2 protein-coding genes are annotated in these 20,863 nt (G+C 68.2%); both read right to left on the bottom strand.

Annotated elements, in window-relative coordinates:
• Positions 1-46 precede the first annotated feature (46 nt).
• Complete coding sequence (locus JI746_RS22520; RefSeq protein WP_201692535.1) at positions 47-2,518, bottom strand: hybrid sensor histidine kinase/response regulator; 2,472 nt, start codon at positions 2,516-2,518, stop codon at positions 47-49.
• Positions 2,515-20,859, bottom strand: coding sequence for a cadherin-like domain-containing protein (locus JI746_RS22515; RefSeq protein ID WP_269129490.1), 18,345 nt, complete (start codon positions 20,857-20,859; stop codon positions 2,515-2,517). Before JI746_RS22515 ends, JI746_RS22520 begins: the two co-directional genes overlap by 4 nt.
• Between the last annotated feature and the right edge of the window lie 4 nt (positions 20,860-20,863).

The raw sequence follows: 20,863 nt of genomic DNA, 5'->3' as shown, positions 1-20,863 counted from the left end.
GTCTCCCGACTTCCATTTTGCTCATCGTTACATTGTGCCCCGGCGCTCACCCGATCGCGACTTCCGGCACTTCAAGCAATTCCGCCATCCGTGCAATGCGTTGCAGAACGGCCGCCGTTATCGCGGAATCGCCCGCCTTGGCCGCCGCCTCCATCTCGCGCGCCGGCTCCGTGAAGGCGTCGTAGCCCACGGTGCCGGCGGCGCCGGCCAGCCAGTGCGCCAGCCGCTCCACCTCCGGCAGGTCGCCGCCCTCGAAGGCGGTGCGCGTCAGCTCCAGCTGCTGGTGCAGGCGGGCGGCGAACTTGCGCACGATGGGCACCAGCTTGGCGTTGTCGGCGAAGCGCGAACGGATCGGCCCCTCCTCGGGCGTCTCCTCGCTCAGGTCGATGAAGACCGAGCCGGGGCCCTCCGCCGGCACCTCCTCGGGCGAGCCGCCCAGGGACAGGCCGACCTGCTGCAGCAGGATGTCGATGTCGACCGGCTTGGTGAGGTAGGCCGTGCAGCCGGCCTGCAGCACTTCCTCCTCGTAGCCCTTCATCGCGTGGGCCGTCAGCGCCACCACCGGGATCTGCAGCCCGCGCCGGCGCAGCTCGCGGGTGGCGGCATAGCCATCGAGCACCGGCATCTGCATGTCCATCAACACCAGGTCGTAGCTGGCCGCCGCCAGCTTGTCGAGGGCGACCTGGCCGTTCTCCGCCTCGTCGACCCACAGGCCCTGCTCGGTGAGCACCAGCGACAGCAGTTCCCGGTTCTCCGGGCCGTCGTCCACCACCAGCACGCGGGCCGAGGGGATGCGCCAGCGCGTGCGGTGCTGCGGCGCCTCGTCCCGGCCCTGCGCGGCCAGCTGCGTGGCATCGAGCAGCCGCACGCCTTCCAGCGGGCCGGTGGCGAAGGTGAAGAGCATGCTGGTGCCCACGCCCGGCTGGCTGCTGGCGGTGAGGTCGCCCCCCAGCGCCCGGGCCAGCCGGCGGCTGATCGCCAGGCCCAGGCCGGTGCCGCCGAAGCGCCGCGCGATCGAGGCCTCGGCCTGCGTGAAGGGGTCGAACATCGATTCGACCTTGGCCGGGTCGATGCCGATGCCCGTGTCGTTCACCTCCACGGTGTAGCTGCTGCCGTCGCAGGCGAGGACCACCTCCACGCCTCCGTGGTCCGTGAACTTGACGGCGTTGCTCAGGAGGTTGAGCACCACCTGGCGCAGGCGGGCCGGGTCCGACTGCACGCGTTCGGGCACCGGCGTCAGCAGCCGCAGGGACAGGCGGATGCCCTTTTCCTGCGCCTTCAGGCCCAGCTCCTGCAGGGTGCCCTGCACCACCTGGTGCGGCGCGCAGGCGATCTTTTCCACCTGCAACTGCCCCGCCTCCACCTTCGACAGGTCCAGGATGTCGTTGATCAGACCGAGCAGGTGCTTGCCGCTCTGGTGGATCGTGTCGAGATAGTGGGACGACTCGCGCTCGCTCTTGCCGAAGCCGCGCTTGAGCAGTTCGGTGAAGCCCAGGATCGCGTTCATCGGGGTGCGGATCTCGTGGCTCATGTTGGCCAGGAATTCGCTCTTGGCCCGGTTCGCGGCCTCGGCCTCGTCCTTCGCGTGGCGCAGTTCCACACGGCTTTCCTCCAGCAGGGTGATGTCCTCCAGGCTGATCAGGACGCCGCCCGGGCGGCTGCCGGAGCCCAGCACCGGCGAACAATGGGCCACGAAGGTGCGCTCGCGGCCGTCGGCAGCGCGCAGCCGCAGGCGCTCGTCGCGCTGCACGCTGCCGCTCTTCAGGGCTGCGGCCCAGGGGCTCTCGGCCGGTACCACGGGCCGGCCTGCGTCGTCCAGCCACTCGATGCCCGAGACGGCGCTGCCCACCAGGTCCTCGTTGCGGCGCCCCAGCAGCTTGACGAACGCCTCGTTGGCGAGCACCACCCGCTGCTTCTGGTCGATCACGAGCAGGCCGCCGGCCAGCGAGTCGAGCGCCGAGCGCACCCGGCCCGGAATGGCCTTGGCCGGATCGAGGTGGCGCAGCACCCGCGCCAGGTACACCTGGAAGCCCATAAAACACAGGACGGCGCAGAACGTGAGCAACAGGACCAGGGGCGTTTGCGCGATGCCTGCCACGCCACCGGGCGTCAGCGGCTCGAAGCGCAGTTCCAGCTGGCCCCATGCCTGGCCGTCCGCGACCAGGCTGACCTGGATCTGGCCATCGGCCGCGTGGCCGCTTTCCATCGGCTGCCAGCCGCGCACATGGTCGCCGAGCCCCAGCACCAGCCGGCCGTCGCGGGACCGCAGCCCCACCGAGAGCAGCGAGGGATTGCGCCGCTGCACGAAGCGCAGCACGTCCTCGATCGCGCGCGCGTCCGAGTTGGTGAGCAGCGCGGTGCTGGCCGCGGCCATCGATTCGGCCAGTGCCACGCGGCCTTCGCGCACCGCCGAGGCCCGGTCGGGGATCAGGCCGAAAAAGGACGCGGCCAGCAAGGCGGTGCTGACCAGCGACACCAGGCCCAGGCTGATGTAGCTGCGGGTGCTCAGTTGCTTCATTCGAATCCGCGCAGCACGTTGCGCGCCTCCCGGCCCGGATCGCCCAGGTCCTCTTCGTCGTCGTCGTGTTCGTCGTCCGGCCGCGCCAGCACGGGCAGCGGATCCAGAATGCGCCAGGCGGGCATGGCGGAGAGATAGCTGCCCATGAGGACGCCCCCGCGCACGAGCCACAGCACGTACACCAGCGACAGGCCCAGCGACACGCCGGCCACCGACACCGTCACCGACTGCTCCAGCCCGGCGCTGTCGCGCACCTCGTCGCGCAGGCGGTCCATGTTCTCGGCGAAGGCGGTGCTGCGCAGGGTGCGCTGCAACTCCTCGAGCTGCCGCGACTCCAGCCGCGCGGCCACCGTGAAGGTGCCGGAGCCGCCCTCCGCCTGCAAGTCCACCGAGATCAGCTCGATGCCCGAGTGGTCGAGCACCACGGCGCGCAGGTTGTGCGCACCGACGTCCCCGCTCTCCACCAGCAGGGACTGCAGCTGGACGCCCGACAGGCTGGTCGTCACGAACCCCCCGAGCGGATCCGCGCTGCCGGCGGTCCCGCCGACGACCTCGTCGCCGACGCCCGTGGGCACTGCATGCTCCTCCGGTGCCGGCGCGCTGCTGCTCCCCTGCGGGGCGGGCGTTGCGGGCGCCGGGGCGGCCGGCGGCGGTGCGGACGGTTCGGGTTTGCCGGCGGGCGGCGCTTCCGGCAGCGTCGGCGCCGTCACCGTGTCCGCCATGTCGGCCACGCGGATCGACAGCGTCTGGGTGGTGCTCAGCATGCCATCGCTCACCTGCACCACGACGTGGTAGACGTTGTCGGCGTCGGCATCGGCCGGCGCCTCGAAATCGCGGGCATCGGCGAAGCTCAGGCGACCGGTGACCGGATCGATCACGAAGTGGGCGGCATCGGCGCCACCGGCGATCGCAAAACGCAGCGGCAACGGGCCGTCGACGTCGCTGGCAAGCAGCGTCGTGGCAGCCATCTGGCCTTCGGGCACGACGAGCTCCAGGCTGGCCTCGCCCTTGAAGACCGGCGCGTCGTTCACGGGCGCGACGACCACGGTCACGGTGGCGGAGCGCGATTCGCTGTCGCCATCCGTCACCGTGTAGGTGAAGGAGGCCTCGCCGTTGAAATCCGGATCCGGGGTGAAGGTGACGTAGCCGTTGCCCCCCAGCACCGCGGTGCCGCCGGCCCCGCTGGTGACCGTCGCGATGCGCAGGGGCGTGCCTTCGACGTCGCGGTCGTTGGCCAGCAGATCCTGCGCGCGGTAGGTGATCGTCGTGTCTTCCGTCGCAGCGAGCGTGTCGGCCCCGGCGACGGGTGCGTCGTTGCGCGGCGCCACGTCCAGGGTGGCACTGGCGGCCGTCCAGGTGCTGCCGTCGTCCAGCCCGTAGCTGAAGATGATGCGGCCGTTGAAGTCCGGCGCCGGCGTGAAGCTCCACTTGCCGTCGCCCAGGTCCACCACCGTGCCGCCCGAGGCGGAAAGCCCCGTGACGGCAAGCACGTCGCCGTCGGCGTCCTGCGCGTTCGCCAGCAGCTGGTCGGCCGTGATGGTGATCGTGCCGCTGTCCTCCGGGATGGCCGGCAGGCTCACGGCGCTCGTCGTCGGCGCGTCGTTGACGGGGGTGACGGTGAGACTCGCGCGGCCGGCCCCCAGGGCTGCGCCGTCGGTGATCTCGTAGGTGAAGCTCACCTGCCCGTAGAAGTCGCCTGCCGGCGTGAACGTCCAGGTTCCGTTGCCGTTGTCCACCAGCGTGCCGGCGGATGCGGAGAGATTCGTGATGCGCAGGCGGTCGCCGTCGACGTCGGAGGCCTTGGCGAGGAGTTCCGTCGGAGTGATCGTCGTCACCCCATCCTCGGCGATCGAGGGCAAGGTTACCGTGCTGGTGGTCGGCGCGTCGTTGACCGCCGCTACCGCCAGCGTGGCGCTGCCGGCGACGGTCGCAGCGCCGTCGGTGATCTCGTACGTGAAGCTCACCGGTCCATGGAAGTCACGCGTCGGCGTGAAGGTCCAGGTTCCATTTCCGTTGTCGACCAGCGTACCGCTGGACGCGGAGAGGTTCGTGATGCTGAGGCGATCGGCATCGGCATCGGAAGCGTTGGCGAGAAGCTGCGCCGAGCTGATCGTCGTCGCGCCGTCCTCCGCAATCGCGGGCAGAGTCACCGTGCTCGTGGTCGGCGCGTCGTTGACGGGCGTCACTTCCAGCGTGGCGCTACCAGCCACAGTCGCAGCTCCGTCGGTGATCTCGTATGTGAAGCTCACCGGCCCATTGAAGTCACGTGACGGCGTGTAGGTCCACGTGCCATCTCCGTTGTTCACCAGGGTGCCGCTGGACGCGGAGAGATTGCTAAGGGTGAGAGCGTCGGCATCCACGTCGGAAGCGTTGGCGAGGAGCTGCGCCGAGCTGATCGTGGTCGCGCCTTCCTCTGCAATCGCAGGAAGGGTCACCGTGCTCGTGGTGGGCGCGTCGTTGACCGCCGTCACTTCCAGCGTGGCGCTGGCAGCCACAGTCGCAGCTCCGTCGGAGATCTCGTATGTGAAGCTCACCGGCCCATTGAAATCACGCGTGGGTGTGAAGGTCCAAGTTCCGTCACCGTTGTCCTTGAGCGTGCCGCCGGACGCGGTGAGGTTCGCGATCGCAAGGACGTCGCCATCGACGTCGGAAGCATTGGCGAGGAGCTGCGCCGAGCTGAGGGTCGTCGCGCCGTCCTCCGCAATCGCAGGCAGCGTCACCGCGCTGGTGGTCGGCGCGTCGTTGACCGGCGCCACTTCCAGAGTGGCGCTGCCGGCCACAGCCGCACCGCCGTCGCTGATCTCGTACGTGAAGCTCACCGGCCCGTTGAAGTCACGCGTCGGTGTGAAGGTCCACGTGCCATTGCCGTTGTCCACCAGCGTGCCGCTGGGCGCAGTGAGATTCGTGACCGTGAGGACGTCGCCATCGACGTCCGACGCGTTCGCGAGGAGCTGCGTGGCGGCGATCGTCGTCGCACCATCCTCCGCAATCGCCGGCAGGTTCACCTCGCTCGTGGTCGGCGCGTCGTTGACGGGCGTCACGGTCAGCGTGGCGCTGGCGGCGACATTCGCTGCGCCGTCGGTGATCTGATACGTGAAGCTCACCAGCCCGTTGAAGTCACGTCGAGGCGTGAAGGTCCACGTCCCGTCGCCATTGTTCTTGAGCGTGCCGCTCGAGGCAGTGAGATTCGCTAGGGTGAGGTCATCGCCGTCGACATCGGAAGCATTGGCGAGGAACTGTGCCAACGTGACCGTGGCAACTCCGTCCTCGGCGATCGCGGGCAGCGTCACCACGCCGGCCATCGGTGCGTCGTTGACCGAAGTCACCGCCAGCGTCGCGCTGGCGCCGACAGTCGCTGCGCCGTCGGTGATCTCGTACGTGAAGCTTACGGGGCCGTTGAAGTCACGCCCCGGCGTGAAGGTCCACGTCCCGTCGCGGTTGTCCACCAGCGTGCCGCTGGACGCAGTGAGGTTCGCGATCGCAAGGACATCATCATCGACGTCGGAAGCGCTGACGAGGAGCTGCGCCGAGCTGATCGTGGTCGCGCCATCCTCCGCAATCGCCGGCAGGGTCACCTGGCCCGCGGTCGGCGCGTCGTTGACCGGTGTCACGGTCAGCGCGGCGCTGCCAGCCACAGGCGCTGCGCCGTCGCTGATCTCGTACGTGAAGCTCACCGATCCGCTGAAGTCACGCGTTGGCGTGAAGGTCCACGTTCCATCTTCGTTGTCCTTGAGCGTGCCGCTAGACGCAGTGAGATTCGAGAGCGCAAGCAAGTCACCATCGACGTCCGAAGCTTTGGCAAGCAGCTGCGCCGAGCTGATCGTCGTGGCGCCATCCTCCGCAACCACCGGCAGCGTCACCGCGCTGGTAGTCGGCGCGTCGTTGACCGGCGCCGCTTCCAGAGTGGCGCTGCCGGCCACAGTCGTAGCACCGTCGCTGATCTCGTACGTGAAGCTCACCAGCCCGTTGAAGTCACGCGCCGGCGTGAAGGTCCAGGTGCCATCTCCATTGTTTGCCGCCGTGCCGCTGGACGCAGTGAGGTTCGCGATCACCAGAACGTCGTCTTCGACGTCCGAGGCATTCGCGAGGAGCTGCGCAACGGTGATCGTCGTCCCGCCGTCCTCCGCGATCGCGGGCAGCGTCACAGTGCTCGTGATCGGAGCGTCGTTGACCGGCGTCACTTCCACAGTGCCGCTGCCGGCCACAGCGGCAGCGCCATCGGAAATCTCGTACGTGAAGCTCACCGATCCATTGAAGTCACGCGTCGGGTAGAACGTCCAGGTTCCATCGCCGTTGTCCACCAGCGTGCCGCCGGACGCAGTGAGGTTCGCGATCGCAAGGACATCGCCGTCGACGTCCAACGCGTTAGCAAGGAGCTGCGCCGAGCTGATCGTGGTGGCGCCATCCTCCGCAATTGCCGGCAGGGTCGCCTGGCCTGTGGTCGGCGCGTCATTGACAGGCCCCACTACGAGCGTGGCGCCGCCGGCCACAGTCGCACCGCCGTCGCTGATCTCGTACGTGAAGCTCACCGGCCCGTTGAAGTCACGCGTCGGCGTGAAAGTCCACGTTCCGTCGAAGTTGTTCACCAGCGTGCCGCTGGACGCAGCGAAGTTCGCGATCGCCAGGACGTCGTGATCGACGTCGGAAGCGTTCGCGAGGAGCTGCGCAACGGTGATCGTCGTCGCGCCGTCCTCCGCGATCGCGGGCAGCGTCACCGCGCTGGTAGTCGGCGCGTCGTTGACCGGCGTCACTTCCACAGTGGCGCTTCCGGCCACAGTGGCAGCACCGTCGGAGATTTCGTACGTGAAGGTCACCGGCCCGTTGAAGTCACGAGCCGGCGTGAAGGTCCAGGTGCCATTGCCGTTGTCCACCAACGTGCCCCTGGACGCAGTGACGTTCGCGAGCGTGATGACGTCGCCATCGGCGTCCGACGCGTTGGCGAGGAGCTGCGACGCACTGATCGTGCTCGCGCCATCCTCTGCAATCCCCGGAAGGGTTACCGCGCTGGTAGTCGGCGCGTCGTTGACCGGCGTGACTTCCAGCGTGGCGCTGCCGGCCACAGTCGCTGCTCCGTCGGTGATCTGATACGAGAAGCTCACCCGCCCGTTGAAGTCGCGCGCCGGGGTGAATGTCCAGGTTCCATTGCCGTAGTCCACCAGGGTCCCGCTGGACGCATTGAGGTTCGCGAGCGCAAGGACGTCGCCATCGACGTCAGAAGCGTTCGCGAGGAGCTGCGCCGAGCTGATCGTGGTCCCACCATCCTCTGCGACCGCCGGCAGGATCACCCGGCTCGTGGTCGGCGCGTCGTCGACCGGCGTCACGGCCAGCGCGGCGCTGCCGGACACAGTCGTGGCCCCGTCAGTGACCTGGTAAGTAAAGCTCACCGGCCCGTTGAAGTCACGCCCCGGCGTGAAGGTCCACGTGCCATTCCCGTTGTCCACCACCGTCCCGCTGGACGCCACGAGATTCCTGACCGCGAGGACGTCGCCATCGACGTCCACCGCGTTCGCGAGGAGCTGCGTGGCGGCGATCGTCGTCGCGCCATCCTCAGCAATCGACGGCAGCGTCACCGCGCTGGTGGTCGGCGCGTCGTTGACCGGCGTCACTTCCAGAGTGGCGCTTCCGGCCACAGTCGCACCGCCGTCGCTGATCTCATACGTGAAGCTCACCGGCCCGTTGAAGTCCCGCGTCGGCGTGAACGTCCAGGTTCCGTCGAGATTGTTCACCAGCGTGCCGCTGGACGTAGTCAGGTTCGCGAGCGCGAGGACGTCTCCATCGACGTCGGAAGCGTTCGCGAGGAGCTGCGCGACGGCAATCGTCGCCACGCCATCCTCCGCGACCGCGGGCAGCGTCACCACGCTGGCCGTCGGTGCGTCGTTGACCGACGTAACGGCCAGCGTGGCACCCGCGGCGACAGTCGCTGCGCCATCGGTGATCTGATACGTGAAGCTCACGGGCCCGTTGAAGTCACGCGTCGGTGTGAAGGTCCACGTTCCGTCGAGGTTGTCCACCAGCATGCCGCTCGACGCAGTGAGGTTCGCGAGCGCGAGGACGTCACCATCAACGTCGGACGCGTTCGCGAGGAGCTGCGTCGAGCTGATCGTCGCCGCGCCGTCCTCCGCGATCGCGGGCAGCGTCACCGCGCTGGTAGTCGGAGCGTCATTGACTGGCGTCACTTCCAGAGTGGCGCTGCCGGCCACAGTCGCAGCGCCGTCGGTGACCTCGTACGTGAAGCTCACCGGGCCGTTGAAGTCGCGCGCCGGAGTGAACGTCCAGGATCCATTGCCGTTGTCCACCAACGTGCCGCTGGACGCAGTGAGGTTCGCGAGCGCAAGGACGTCGCCGTCGACGTCCGAAGCGTTCGCGAGGAGTTGCGTGGCGGCGATCGTCGCCACGCCGTCCTCAGCGACCGCGGGCCGCGTCACCGCGCTGGTGGCCGGAGCGTCGTTCACCGGCGTCACTTCCAGCGTGGCGCTGCCGGCCACAGTCGCCCCACCGTCGCTGATCTCGTACGTGAAGTTCACCGGTCCGTTGAAGTCACGCCCCGGCGTGAAAGTCCAGGTACCGTTACCGTTATCCACCAGCGTGCCGCTGGACGCGGAGAGATTCCTTGCGGCAAGGTCGCCGCCATCGACGTCCGAAGCGTTCGAGAGGAGCTGCGCCGAGCTGATCGTCGTCACGCCATCCTCTGCGACCGCGGGCAAATTCACCGCGCTGGCGGTCGGAGCGTCGTTGACCGGCGTCACGACCAGCGTCGCGCTGGCGGCCACAGTCATAGCCCCGTCGGTGACCTCGTACGTGAAGCTCACCGGTCCGTTGAAGTCACGCCCGGGGATGAAGGTCCACGTGCCATTTCCGTTGTCCACCAGCGTGCCGCTGGACGCAGTTAGATGCGTGACCGCGAGGACGTCGCCATCGACATCCGAAGCGTTGGCGAGGAGCTGCGACGCGCTGATCGTGCTCGCGCCATCCTCTGCAATCGCCGGGAGGGTCACCGCGCTGGCCGTCGGCGCGTCGTTGACCGGCGTCACGCTTAGCATGGCGCTCCCGGCGACAGTCGCTGCGCCATCGGTGATCTGATACGTGAAGCTCACGGGGCCATTGAAGTCACGCCCCGGCGTGAAGGTCCACGTCCCGTCGCCGTTGTCCTTGAGCGTGCCGCTGGACGCCAGGAGATTCCTGACCGCGAGGACGTCGCCATCCACGTCCGACGCGTTCGCGAGGAGCTGGGCAAAGCTGATGGTTGTCCCACCATCCTCCGCAACCGCCGGCAGGATCACCTGGCTCGTGCTCGGCGCGTCATTGACCGGCGTCACGGCCAGCGTCGCTGTGCTGGCCACAGTCACCGCACCGTCGCTGATCTCGTACGTGAAGCTCACCGGCCCATTGAAGTCACGCGTCGGCGTGAAGGTCCACGTTCCGTCGAGGTTGTCCACCAGCGTGCCGCTCGACGCAGTGACGTTCGCGAGCGAGAGGACATCTCCATCGACGTCCGAAGCGTTGGCAAGCAATTGCGCCGAGCTGATCGTCGTCGCGCCGTCCTCCGCAATCGCGGACAGCGTCACCGCGCTCGTGATCGGCGGGTCATTGACCGGCCTCACGGCCAACGTCGCTGTGCCGGCCACAGTCGCACTGCCGTCGCTGATCTCGTACGTGAAGCTGACCGGCCCGTTGAAGTCCCGTGTCGGCGTGAACGTCCAGGTTCCGTCGAGATTGCTCACCAGTGTGCCGCCGGACGCAGTCAGGTTCGCGAGCGCGAGGAAGTCGCCATCCACGTCGGAAGCGTTCGCGAGGAGCTGCGCAACAGTGATCGTCGTCGTGCCGTCCTCCGCGATCGCGGGCAGCGTCACAGTGCTCGTGGTCGGAGCGTCATTGACCGGCGTCACTTCCAGCGTGGCGCTGCCGGCCACAGTCGCCGCACCGTCGCTGATCTCGTACGTGAAGGTCACCGGCCCATTGAAGTCACGCGCCGGCGTGAAGGTCCACGTTCCATCGCCGTTGTCCACCAGCGTGCCGCCGGACGCGCTGACGTTCGCGAGCGAGAGGACATCGCCATCGACGTCCGACGCGTTGGCAAGCAGCTGCGCCGAGCTGATCGTCGTGGCGCCGTCCTCCGCGATCGCGGGCAGCGTCACCGCGCTGGTAGTCGGAGCGTCATTGACCGGCGTCACTTCCAGACTGGCGCTGCCGGCCGCAGTCGCAGCGCCGTCGCTGATCTCGTACGTGAAGCTCACCGGCCCATTGAAGTCGTCCGCCGGGGTGAACGTCCAGGTTCCATTGCCGTTGTCCACCAGCGTGCCGCCGGACACAGTGAGGTTCGCGAGCGCAAGCGCCTCGCCATCGACATCGGAAGCATTCGCGAGGAGCTGCGCCGAGCTGATGGTTGTCCCGCTATCCTCCGCGACCGCCGGCAGGATCACCTGGCTCGTGGTGGGCGCGTCATTGACCGAGGTCACGGCCAGCGTCGCTGTGCCGGCCACAGTCGCACCGCCGTCGCTGATCACGTACGTGAAGCTCACGGATCCGTTGAAGTCACGCGTCGGTGTGAAGGTCCAGGTTCCGTCGAGATTGTTCACCAGCGTGCCGCTGGACGCAGTCAGGTTCGCGAGCGCAAGAACGTCACCATCGACGTCGGAAGCGTTCGCGAGGAGCTGCGCCGAGTTGATCGTCGTCGTGCCGTCCTCAGCCATCGCGGGCAGTGTCACCGCGCTGGTAGTTGGCGCGTCGTTGACCGCCGTCACTTCCAGAGTGGCGCTGCCGGCCACAGTCGCAGCACCGTCGGATATCTCGTACGTGAAGGTCACCGGCCCGTTGAAGTCACGAGCCGGCGTGAAGGTCCAGGTGCCATTGCCGTTGTCCACCAGCGTGCCGCTGGACGCAGTGACGTTCGCGAACGTGAGGACGTCGCCATCTACGTCGGAGGCGTTGGCGAGGAGTTGCGCGACGGCAATCGTCGTCACGCCGTCCTCCGCGACCGTGGGCAGCGTCACCGCGCTGGCCGTCGGCGCGTCGTTGACCGGCGTCACTGACAGCGCAGCGCTTCCGGTCACAGTCGCAGCACCGTCGGAGATCTCGTACGTGAAGGTCACCGCCGCATTGAAGTCACGTTGAGGCGTGAAGGTCCACGTGCCATTTCCGTTGTCCACCAGCGTGCCGCTGGACGCCAAGAGATTTCTGACCGCGAGGACATCGCCGTCGACGTCCGACGCGTTCGTGAGGAGCTGCGTGGCGGCGATCGTCGCCGCGCCATCCTCCGCGATGGAGGGCAGTGTCACCGCGCTGGTAGTTGGCGCGTCGTTGACCGCCGTCACTTCCAGAGTGGCGCTGCCGGCCACAGTCGCAGCACCGTCGGAGATCTCGTACGTGAAGGTTACCGGCCCGTTGAAGTCACGAGCCGGCGTGAAGGTCCAGGTGCCATTGCCATTGTCCACCAACGTGCCCCTGGACGCAGTGACGCTCGCGAGCGTGAGGACGTCGCCATCGACGTCCCACGCGTTGGCGAGGAGCTGCGACGCACTGATCGTGCTCGCGCCATCCTCCGCAATCCCCGGGAGGGTCACCGCGCTGGTAGTCGGAGTGTCGTTGACCGGCGTCACTTCCAGAGTGGCGCTTCCGGCCACAGTCGCTGCTCCGTCGGTGATCTGGTACGAGAAGCTCACCCGCCCGTTGAAGTCGCGCGCCGGGGTGAACGTCCAGGTTCCATTGCCGTTGTCCACCAGCGTGCCGCCGGACGCAGTGAGGTTCGCGAGCGCAAGCGCGTCGGCATCGACGTCCGAAGCGTTCGCGAGGAGCTGCGCCGAGCTGATCGTGGTCCCACCATCCTCTGCGACCGCCGGCAGGATCACCTGACTCGTGGTCGGCGCGTCATTGACCGGCGTCACGGCCAACGTCGCTGTGCTGGCCACAGTCACCGCTCCGTCGGTGATCTCGTACGTGAAGCTCACCGGCCCATTGAAGTCACGCGCCGGCGTGAAGGTCCAGGTTCCGTCGAGATTGTTCACCAGCGTGCCGCTGGACGCAGTCAGGTTCGCGAGCGCAAGAACGTCACCATCGACGTCGGAAGCGTTCGCGAGGAGCTGCGCCGAGCTGATCGTCGTCGTGCCGTCCTCCGCGATCGCGGGCAGTGACACCGCGCTGGTAGTTGGCGCGTCGTTAACCGGTGTCACGGCCAGTGTGGCACTGGCGGCGACAGTCGCTGCGCTATCGGTGATCTGATACGTGAAGCTCACCGGGCCATTGAAGTCACGCCCCGGCGTGAAGGTCCACGTCCCGTCGCCGTTGTCCTTGAGCGTGCCGCTGGACGCCAGGAGATTCCTGACCGCGAGGACGTCGCCATCCACGTCCGACGCGTTCGCGAGGAGCTGGGCCGAGCTGATGGTTGTCCCACCATCCTCCGCAACCGCCGGCAGGATCGCCTCGCTCGTGGTCGGCGCGTCATTGACCGGCGTCACGGCCAGCGTCGCGGTGCCGCCTACGGCCGCAGCGCCGTCGCTGATCTCGTACGTGAAGCTCACGGGGCCGGTGAAGTCACGCCCCGGCGTGAAGGTCCATGTCCCGTCGCCGTTGTCCTTGAGCGTGCCGCTGGACGCCAGGAGATTCGTGACCGCGAGGACGTCGCCATCCACGTCCGACGCGTTCGCGAGGAGCTGGGCCGAGCTGATGGTTGTCGCACCATCCTCCGCAACCGCCGGCAGGATCACCTGACTCGTGGTCGGCGCGTCATTGACCGGCGTCACGGCCAACGTCGCCGTGCTGGCCACAGTCACCGCTCCGTCGGTGATCTCGTACGTGAAGCTCACCGGCCCATTGAAGTCACGCGCCGGCGTGAAGGTCCAGGTTCCGTCGCCGTTGTCCTTGAGCGTGCCGCTGGACGCCAGGAGATTCCTGACCGCGAGGACGTCGCCATCGACGTCCGACGCGTTCGCGAGGAGCTGGGCCGAGCTGATGGTTGTCCCACCATCCTCAGCAACCGCCGGCAGGATCACCTCGCTCGTGGTCGGCGCGTCATTGACCGGCGTTACGGCCAGCGTGGCTGTGCCGCCTACAGTCGCAGCGCCGTCGCTGATCTCGTACCTGAAGTTCACCGGCCCATTGAAGTCACGCGCCGGCGTGAAGGTCCACGTTCCGTCAAGGTTGTTCACCAGCGTGCCGCTGGACGCAGTTAGGTTCGCGAGCGTAAGAACGTCACCATCGACGTCGGAGGCGTTCGCGAGGAACTGCGCAACAGTGATCGTCGTCGTGCCGTCCTCCGCGATCGCGGGCAGTGTCACAATGCTCGTGGTCGGAGCGTCGTTGACCGCCCTCACTGACAGCGCGGCGCTGCCATCCACAGTCGCAGTTCCGTCGGTGACCTCGTACGTGAAGCTCACCGGGCCGTTCAAGTCGCGCTGAGGGGTGAAGGTCCACGTCCCGTCCCCGTTGTCCTTGAGCGTGCCGCTCGACGCAGTGAGGTTCGCGATGGCAAGAACGTCGCCATCGACGTCCGAAGCGTTGGCAAGCAGTTGCGCCCAGCTGATCGTCGTCGTGCCGTCCTCCGCGATCGCGGGCAGTGTCACAATGCTCGTGGTCGGAGCGTCGTTGACCGCCGTCACTGAAAGCGCGGCGCTGCCAGCCACAGTCGCAGCTCCGTCGGTGACCTCGTACGTAAAGCTCACCGGGCCGTTCGAATCGCGCTGAGGGGTGAAGGTCCACGTCCCGTCCTCGTTGTCCTTGAGCGTGCCGCTCGACGCAGTGAGGTTGGCGATGGCAAGAACGTCGCCATCGACGTCCGAAGCGTTGGCAAGCAGTTGCGCCGAGCTGATCGTCGTGGCGCCGTCCTCCGCGATGGCGGGCAGCGTCACCGCGCTGGTAGTCGGAGCGTCGTTGACCGGCGTCAGTTCCAGAGTGGCGCTGCCGGCCACAGTCGCAGCGCCATCGGTGATCTGATACGTGAAGCTCACGGGGCCGGTGAAGTCACGCCCCGGGGTGAAGGTCCACGTCCCGTCCCCGTTGTCCTTGAGCGTGCCGCTCGACGCAGTGAGGTTCACGATGGCAAGAACATTGCCATCGACGTCCGAAGCGTTGGCAAGCAGTTGCGCCGAGCTGATCGTCGTGGCGCCGTCCTCCTCGATCGCGGGCAGCGTCACCGCGCTGGTGATCGGCGCGTCGTTGACCGGCGTCACTTCCAGCGTGGCGCTGCCAGCCACAGTCGCCGCACCGTCGCTGATCTCGTACGTGAAGGTCACCGGCCCATTGAGGTCACGCACCGGCGTGAAGATCCACGTTCCATCGCCGTTGTCCACCAGCGTGCCGCCGGACGCAGTGAGGTTCGCGATCGCAAGGGCATCACCGTCGACGTCCGAAGCGTTGGCAAGCAACTGCGCCGAGCTGATCGTGGTCGCGCCATCCTCCGCAATTGCCGGCAGGATCACCTGGCTCGTGGTCGGCGCGTCATTGACTGGCGTTACGGCCAGCGTGGCTGTGCCGCCTACAGTCGCACCGCCGTCGCTGATCTCGTACGTAAAGCTCACCGGCCCATTGAAGTCACGCGTCGGCGTGAAGGTCCACGTTCCGTCGAGGTTGTCCACCAGCGTGCCGCTCGACGCAGTGACGTTCGCGAGCGAGAGGACATCGCCGTCGACGTCCGAAGCGTTGGCAAGCAGTTGCGCCGAGCTGATTGTCGTCGCGCCGTCCTCCGCAACCGCGGGCAGCGTCACCGCGCTCGTGATCGGCGCGTCATTGACCGGCGTCACCGCCAACGTCGCTGTGCCGGCCACAGTCGCAGCGCCGTCGCCGATCTCGTACGTGAAACTCACCGGCCCGTTGAAGTCCCGCGTCGGCGTGAACGTCCAGGTTCCGTCGAGATTGCTCACCAGTGTGCCGCCGGACGCAGTCAGGTTCGCGAGCGCGAGGAAGTCGCCATCCACGTCGGAAGCGTTCGCGAGGAGCTGCGCAACAGTGATCGTCGTCGTGCCGTCCTCCGCGATCGCGGGCAGCGTCACAGTACTCGTGGTCGGAGCGTCGTTGACCGCCGTCACTGAAAGGGCGGCGCTGCCAGCCACAGTCGCAGCTCCGTCGGTGACCTCGTACGTGAAGCTCACGGGGCCGTTCAAGTCGCGCTGAGCGGTGAAGGTCCACGTCCCGTCGCCGTTGTCCTTGAGCGTGCCGCTGGACGCCAGGAGATTCCTGACCGCGAGGACGTCGCCATCCACGTCCGACGCGTTCGCGAGGAACTGCGCCGAGCTGATGGTTGTCGCACCATCCTCCGCGACCGCCGGCAGGATCACCTGACTCGTGGTCGGCGCGTCGTTGACCGCCGTCACTTCCAGCGTGGCGCTGCCGGCCACAGTCGCCACACCGTCGCTGATCTCGTACGTGAACGTCACCGGCCCATTGAAGTCACGCACCGGCGTGAAGGTCCACGTTCCGTCTCCGTTGTCCCTGAGCGTGCCGCTGGATGCGGAGAGATTCACGACCGCCAGGGCGTCCGCATCGACGTCCGAAGCCTTCGCGAGGAGCTGCGCCGAGCTGATCGTCGTGGCGCCATCCTCCGCGATGGCGGGCAGTGTCACCGCGCTGGTGGTCGGAGCGTCATTGACCGGCGTCACTTCCAGAGTGGCGCTGCCAGCCACAGTCGCCGCACCGTCGCTGATCTCGTACGTGAAGGTCACCGGCCCATTGAAGTCCCGCACCGGCGTGAAGGTCCACGTTCCATCGCCGTTGTCCACCAGCGTGCCGCCGGACGCAGTGAGGTTCGCGATCGCAAGGACATCACCGTCGACGTCGGAAGCGTTCGCGAGGAGCCGCGCCGAGCTGATCGTAGTCGTGCCATCCTCCGCGATCGCGGGCAGCGTCACCGCGCTGGTGGTCGGAGCGTCGTTGACCGGCGTCACTTCCAGCGTGGCGCTGCCGGCCACCATTGCAGCTCCGTCGGTGACCTGGTACGTGAAGCTCACCGGCCCATTAGAGTCAGGCGCCGGGGTGAACGTCCAGGTTCCATCGCCGTTGTCCACCAGCGTGCCGCCCGACGCGCTGACGTTCGCGAGCGAGAGGGCATCGCCATCGACGTCCGAAGCGTTGGCAAGCAACTGCGCCGAGCTGATCGTCGCCACGCCGTCCTCCGCGACCGCGGGCAGCGTCACCACGCTGGTGGTCGGCGCGTCATTGACCGCCGTCACTTCCAGAGTGGCGCTGCCAGCCACAGTCGCACCACCGTCGCTGATCTCGTACGCAAAGCTCACCGGCCCGTTGAAGTCACGCGCCGGCGTAAACGTCCAGGTCCCATCGCCGTTGTCCACCAGCGTGCCGCCCGACGCAGTGAGGTTCGCGATCGCAAGGACATCGCCATCGACGTCCGAAGCTTTGCCAAGCAGCTGCGCCGAGCTGATCGTCGCCACGTCGTCCTCCGCGACCGCGGGCAGCGTCACCGCGCTGGTCGTCGGCGCGTCGTTGACCGGCGTCACTTCCAGAGTGGCGCTTGCGGCCACAGTCACCGCTCCGTCGGTGACCTCGTACGTGAAACTCACCGACCCATTGAAGTCCCGCCCCGGCGTGAACGTCCAGGTCCCGTCCCCGTTGTCCACCAGCGTGCCGTCCGACACCCCCACGTCGAGCACCGAGAGGGTGTCGCCGTCGACGTCCGCCGCACCGCCAAGCAGTTGCGCCTCGGTCACGGTGGCCACGCCATCTTCGGCCAGCGCCGGCAATGCGACCGGACCGGCCACCGGAGCGTCGTTGTCGGCAGAGACCGCAAGGGTCGCGCTGCCGGCCACCGCGACCGAGCCGTCGCTCACCTCGTACGCGAACGTCACCGACCCGTTGAAATCCCGTTCCGGCGTGAAGGTCCAGGTCCCGTCCCGGTTGTCGACCAGCGCTCCGCCGGACGCGCTCAGGTTCCCGACGCTCAGCGCATCGCTATCCACGTCGCTGGCCCCCGCAAGCAACTGCGCCGACGTGATCACCAGCGCACCGGCGTCCTCTCCGAATGTGCCGAGATCGACCGTGCCCGTCACGGGATCGTCGTTGACGGGCGTCACCGTGATGGCGAGCGACTCGCCCAAGGTGTTGCTGCCGTCGCCGCTGTCGGCCACGCTCCACGCGAAAGTGGCCGGACCGCCGTTCGCGTCGGCGCGCGCCTTGAACTGCATGCCGCGCAGTTCGTCGAGCGTGTACGTGCCGGTCGCGACGACGGTCTTGCCGTCGGCGAGCACGATGGTGCCCAGGGCGCTCGGGGGCACGGCCGTGACCGTGTAGCTCAGGCCCTGGCCGGCCTCGTCGATCGCGCCGCCGGGGCCGTAGTCGAGCGTGCCCAGGCCCAGGCTTGCGAGCGGTCCATCCTCGGCCACCGTGAGGTTGGCCACCGTGCCCGCGCTGCGCACCGGCGGATCGTTCTGCGCCGTCACGCTGATCGTCAGCGATTCGGCGATGCGGTCGCTGCCGCCGCCGCTGTCGATCACGCTCCACGAAAAGGTCGCCGGACCCCCGTTCGCATCCGCGGCGGCCTTGAACTGCATGTCGCGCAGCTGGTCGAGCGTGTAGTTCGCGTTCGCCGCCACGACCGTCCCGTCGGACAGCACGATGCTGCCCAGCGCCGCCGAAGGCACGGCGGTCACCGTGAACGTGAAGGTCTGCGCGGCCTCGTCGGCGCCACCGCCGGCGCCGTAGGCGAGCGCGCCCAGTCCGAGGCTGGTCGCCGGCGCGTCCTCCAGCACCGTCAGGTTGGCCACCGCGCCCGCCAGGCGCACCGGCGGATCGTTCACCGCCGTCACGACCATGGCGATGCTCGCGGTGTCGCTGCTGAACGCCGTGCTGCCGCCGTAGCTGCTGGTGTCGACGCGCGTGTTCGCGCTGCCGCTGGTGCGGTCCCAGGCCCGGATGGTGAGGGCGTTGGCGATCGTGCCCGCGTAGTTGGGGTTGGGAATGAAGCGCAGCCGCGTCTGACTGTCGGCGCCGAGCAGCAGCGCGCTGGTCAGCGAGGTGCTGCCCACGTTGAGCCAGCTTGCGCCGGCGTCGATCGAGTATTGCCAGCTGCCGGCACTCGCATCGGCGCCCACGATCGCGATACCCTGCCGCTGCGGCGCGTCGGCGTCCGTCACGCGTCCGGTGAGCAGGGAGGAGACGCGGAAGCCCGTGCCGCCGATGCTGTCCTCCAGGACGGCGGGGGGCTGGGCCGCACCGGTGAGGACCGGCGCCGCGTTCGGGAAGACCGCGATGGAGGCGACGATCGCATCGGTCGGCCCCGCCTTGGAAGGCTGGTAGGCGTCGGTCGTCGCGAGGCCGCCCTTGCTCGTGCCGCCGACCACATACGCATGGCTGCCCCACACGGCCACGCCGCCGGCCGTGGAGTTGTCGGCGTAGTAGGTGCCGAACTGCAGGTCGGCGCTGCCTGTACCCGCCGGATTGACCAGCAGCAGGAAGAAGCTGCCGCCCGCGTTGGTGGCCTGGATGGCATTGGGCGTCAGGGCCAGGTCCGTGGACACGGCGTTGCCGGCCACGATCACGCGCCCCTGCGCATACGCCACGCCCACCGGCGTGTCGCCGTCGGCGGAGCCGCCAATGTAGCTGGAATACTGCAGCGAGGACGAACCGCTCACGTTGGTGTCGTACACGCGCAGGTAGCCGATGGTGCGGCCGTTCGCCGTCGTCGAAGCCAGCATTGCGTTCGCAGTCGTCGTGAAGGCCCCGGCGTGCGTGGTTCCCACCACATAGGCCTTGCCGCTGCCGTCGATCGCCACGGCCCTGGCCGTGTCGCTGTCGCTGCCGCCGATGTAGGTGGAGTACACACCGTTGCCGGACGCATCCAGGCGGACCAGGAAGCCATCGGTGGAACCGCCGAAACCCACCTGGGTCAGCAGCCCGCCGACGAGCCCGCCCGAGCTGTTGGTGCGGCCCACCACGTAGGCCTCGCCGGCGCCGTCCACGGCGATCCCGAAGGCCTCGTCGACGCCCGTGCCGCCCACGGTCTGCTCGTACACCAGCGTGCCGGTGGCGCTGTACTTGTTGACGAAGGCGTTGTCGCTGGTTCCGAACAGGAGCGAGAAGATCCCGCGGTCCGAGACCTGGCCGGCCGCGTAGACATTGCCGCTGCCGTCCATCGCGACGGCGTTGCCCCAGTCGGTGCCGGCGTTGCCGCCGTAGTAGGTGCTGAACACCAGCCCGCCGCTGGCGTTGAGCTTCAGGACCACCGAGTCCTGCGTGCCCGCGAGGCTGCTGTCGTTCGCGTTGGCCAGCGGGAAGTCGGAAGACTGGGTCCAGCCCGTGATCGCCACGTTGCCGGCGGAATCCACGGCGATGCCGCGGCCCTCGTCGTCGCCCGTGCCGCCGATGCGGGTGGAATACAGCAGGGTCGACAGGTCGCCGCTGAACTTCGCCACGAAGATGTCGCCCAGCCCGCCGCCGGCACCGACCACGGGTGCGAGCGATCCGTTGCTGCTGGTCGTGCGGCCGGTGACGTAGACGTTGCCCACTTCGTCGGTGGTGACGCTCCTGGCTTCCTGCCGGCCGGTGCCGCCGAAGTAGGTCGCGTAGTCCAGCACCGGGTCGATCACCAGCTCGCGCGAGGCGTCGTAGGCGCCCAGCGCGAAGCCGATCGTGCCGTCGGCCTCCAGCACGTAGCGGCTGGACACCGCCTCCAGCCCGTTGGCGCCGCGCTGGTAGCTCACGGGCGCCTTGAAGCGCACGTCCGCATCGCTGCCGGCCACGCGCAGCACGAGCTGGCCCTCGGCGTCCACGCTGGCGCTTTCCACGCCCTGGAACTGCAGCCGGATCGCGTCGGCGCTCGCTCCCGGCGCCACGATGAAGTCGTATTCGAGCTGGCGCTGCGTGCCGTAGTAGCGCAAGTCCACGCCCTCGTACACGCCGCGGTACACGACGGAGCCGTAGTTCGCGATGCCGGTCAGCCAGCGCGAGGCGTCGTTGCCCACGATGTAGTTGCTGCGCCCGGCCAGCAGGTTCTCGCCCTCGCCGGTCGGATCGGCCCGGGCGCCCGCCAGCGTGAGCGTCACCACCTGCTGCTCGCCGCCCGCGCCGAGCAGCGTCAGCCGCGCGTCGCCGCGGGCCAGCTCGATCCCGTAGCCGCTGCCGTTCGCGAGGAAGTCCGCGTCGGCGGCGCCCTGCCCCGCATTGCTCTCGAATCCGAGCGGGATGGTCGCGAATGTGGCCTGTGCAGCGGCGTCCGCATTCGCCGTGCTGGCGTATTCGCCGCTGTCCGTGAGCGTGCGCTGTTCGGCCGGCGCTTCGAAGCCGGTGGCGAGCGCCAGCGCACCGGCGAGATCCGCCGAATACAACAGGCGCGGCTCCATGGGCTCCGCCACCGGGGCCTGGCGTTCGGCCCGGCGGGCGCGAAGTCGCGGGAACCAGCGCATGCCG

The sequence above is a fragment of the Ramlibacter alkalitolerans genome, assembly GCF_016722765.1.
Classification (GTDB): domain Bacteria; phylum Pseudomonadota; class Gammaproteobacteria; order Burkholderiales; family Burkholderiaceae_C; genus Ramlibacter; species Ramlibacter alkalitolerans.
Note: the sequence above shows the minus strand (reverse complement) of the source record. Positions and strands in the feature narration are given on the sequence as shown.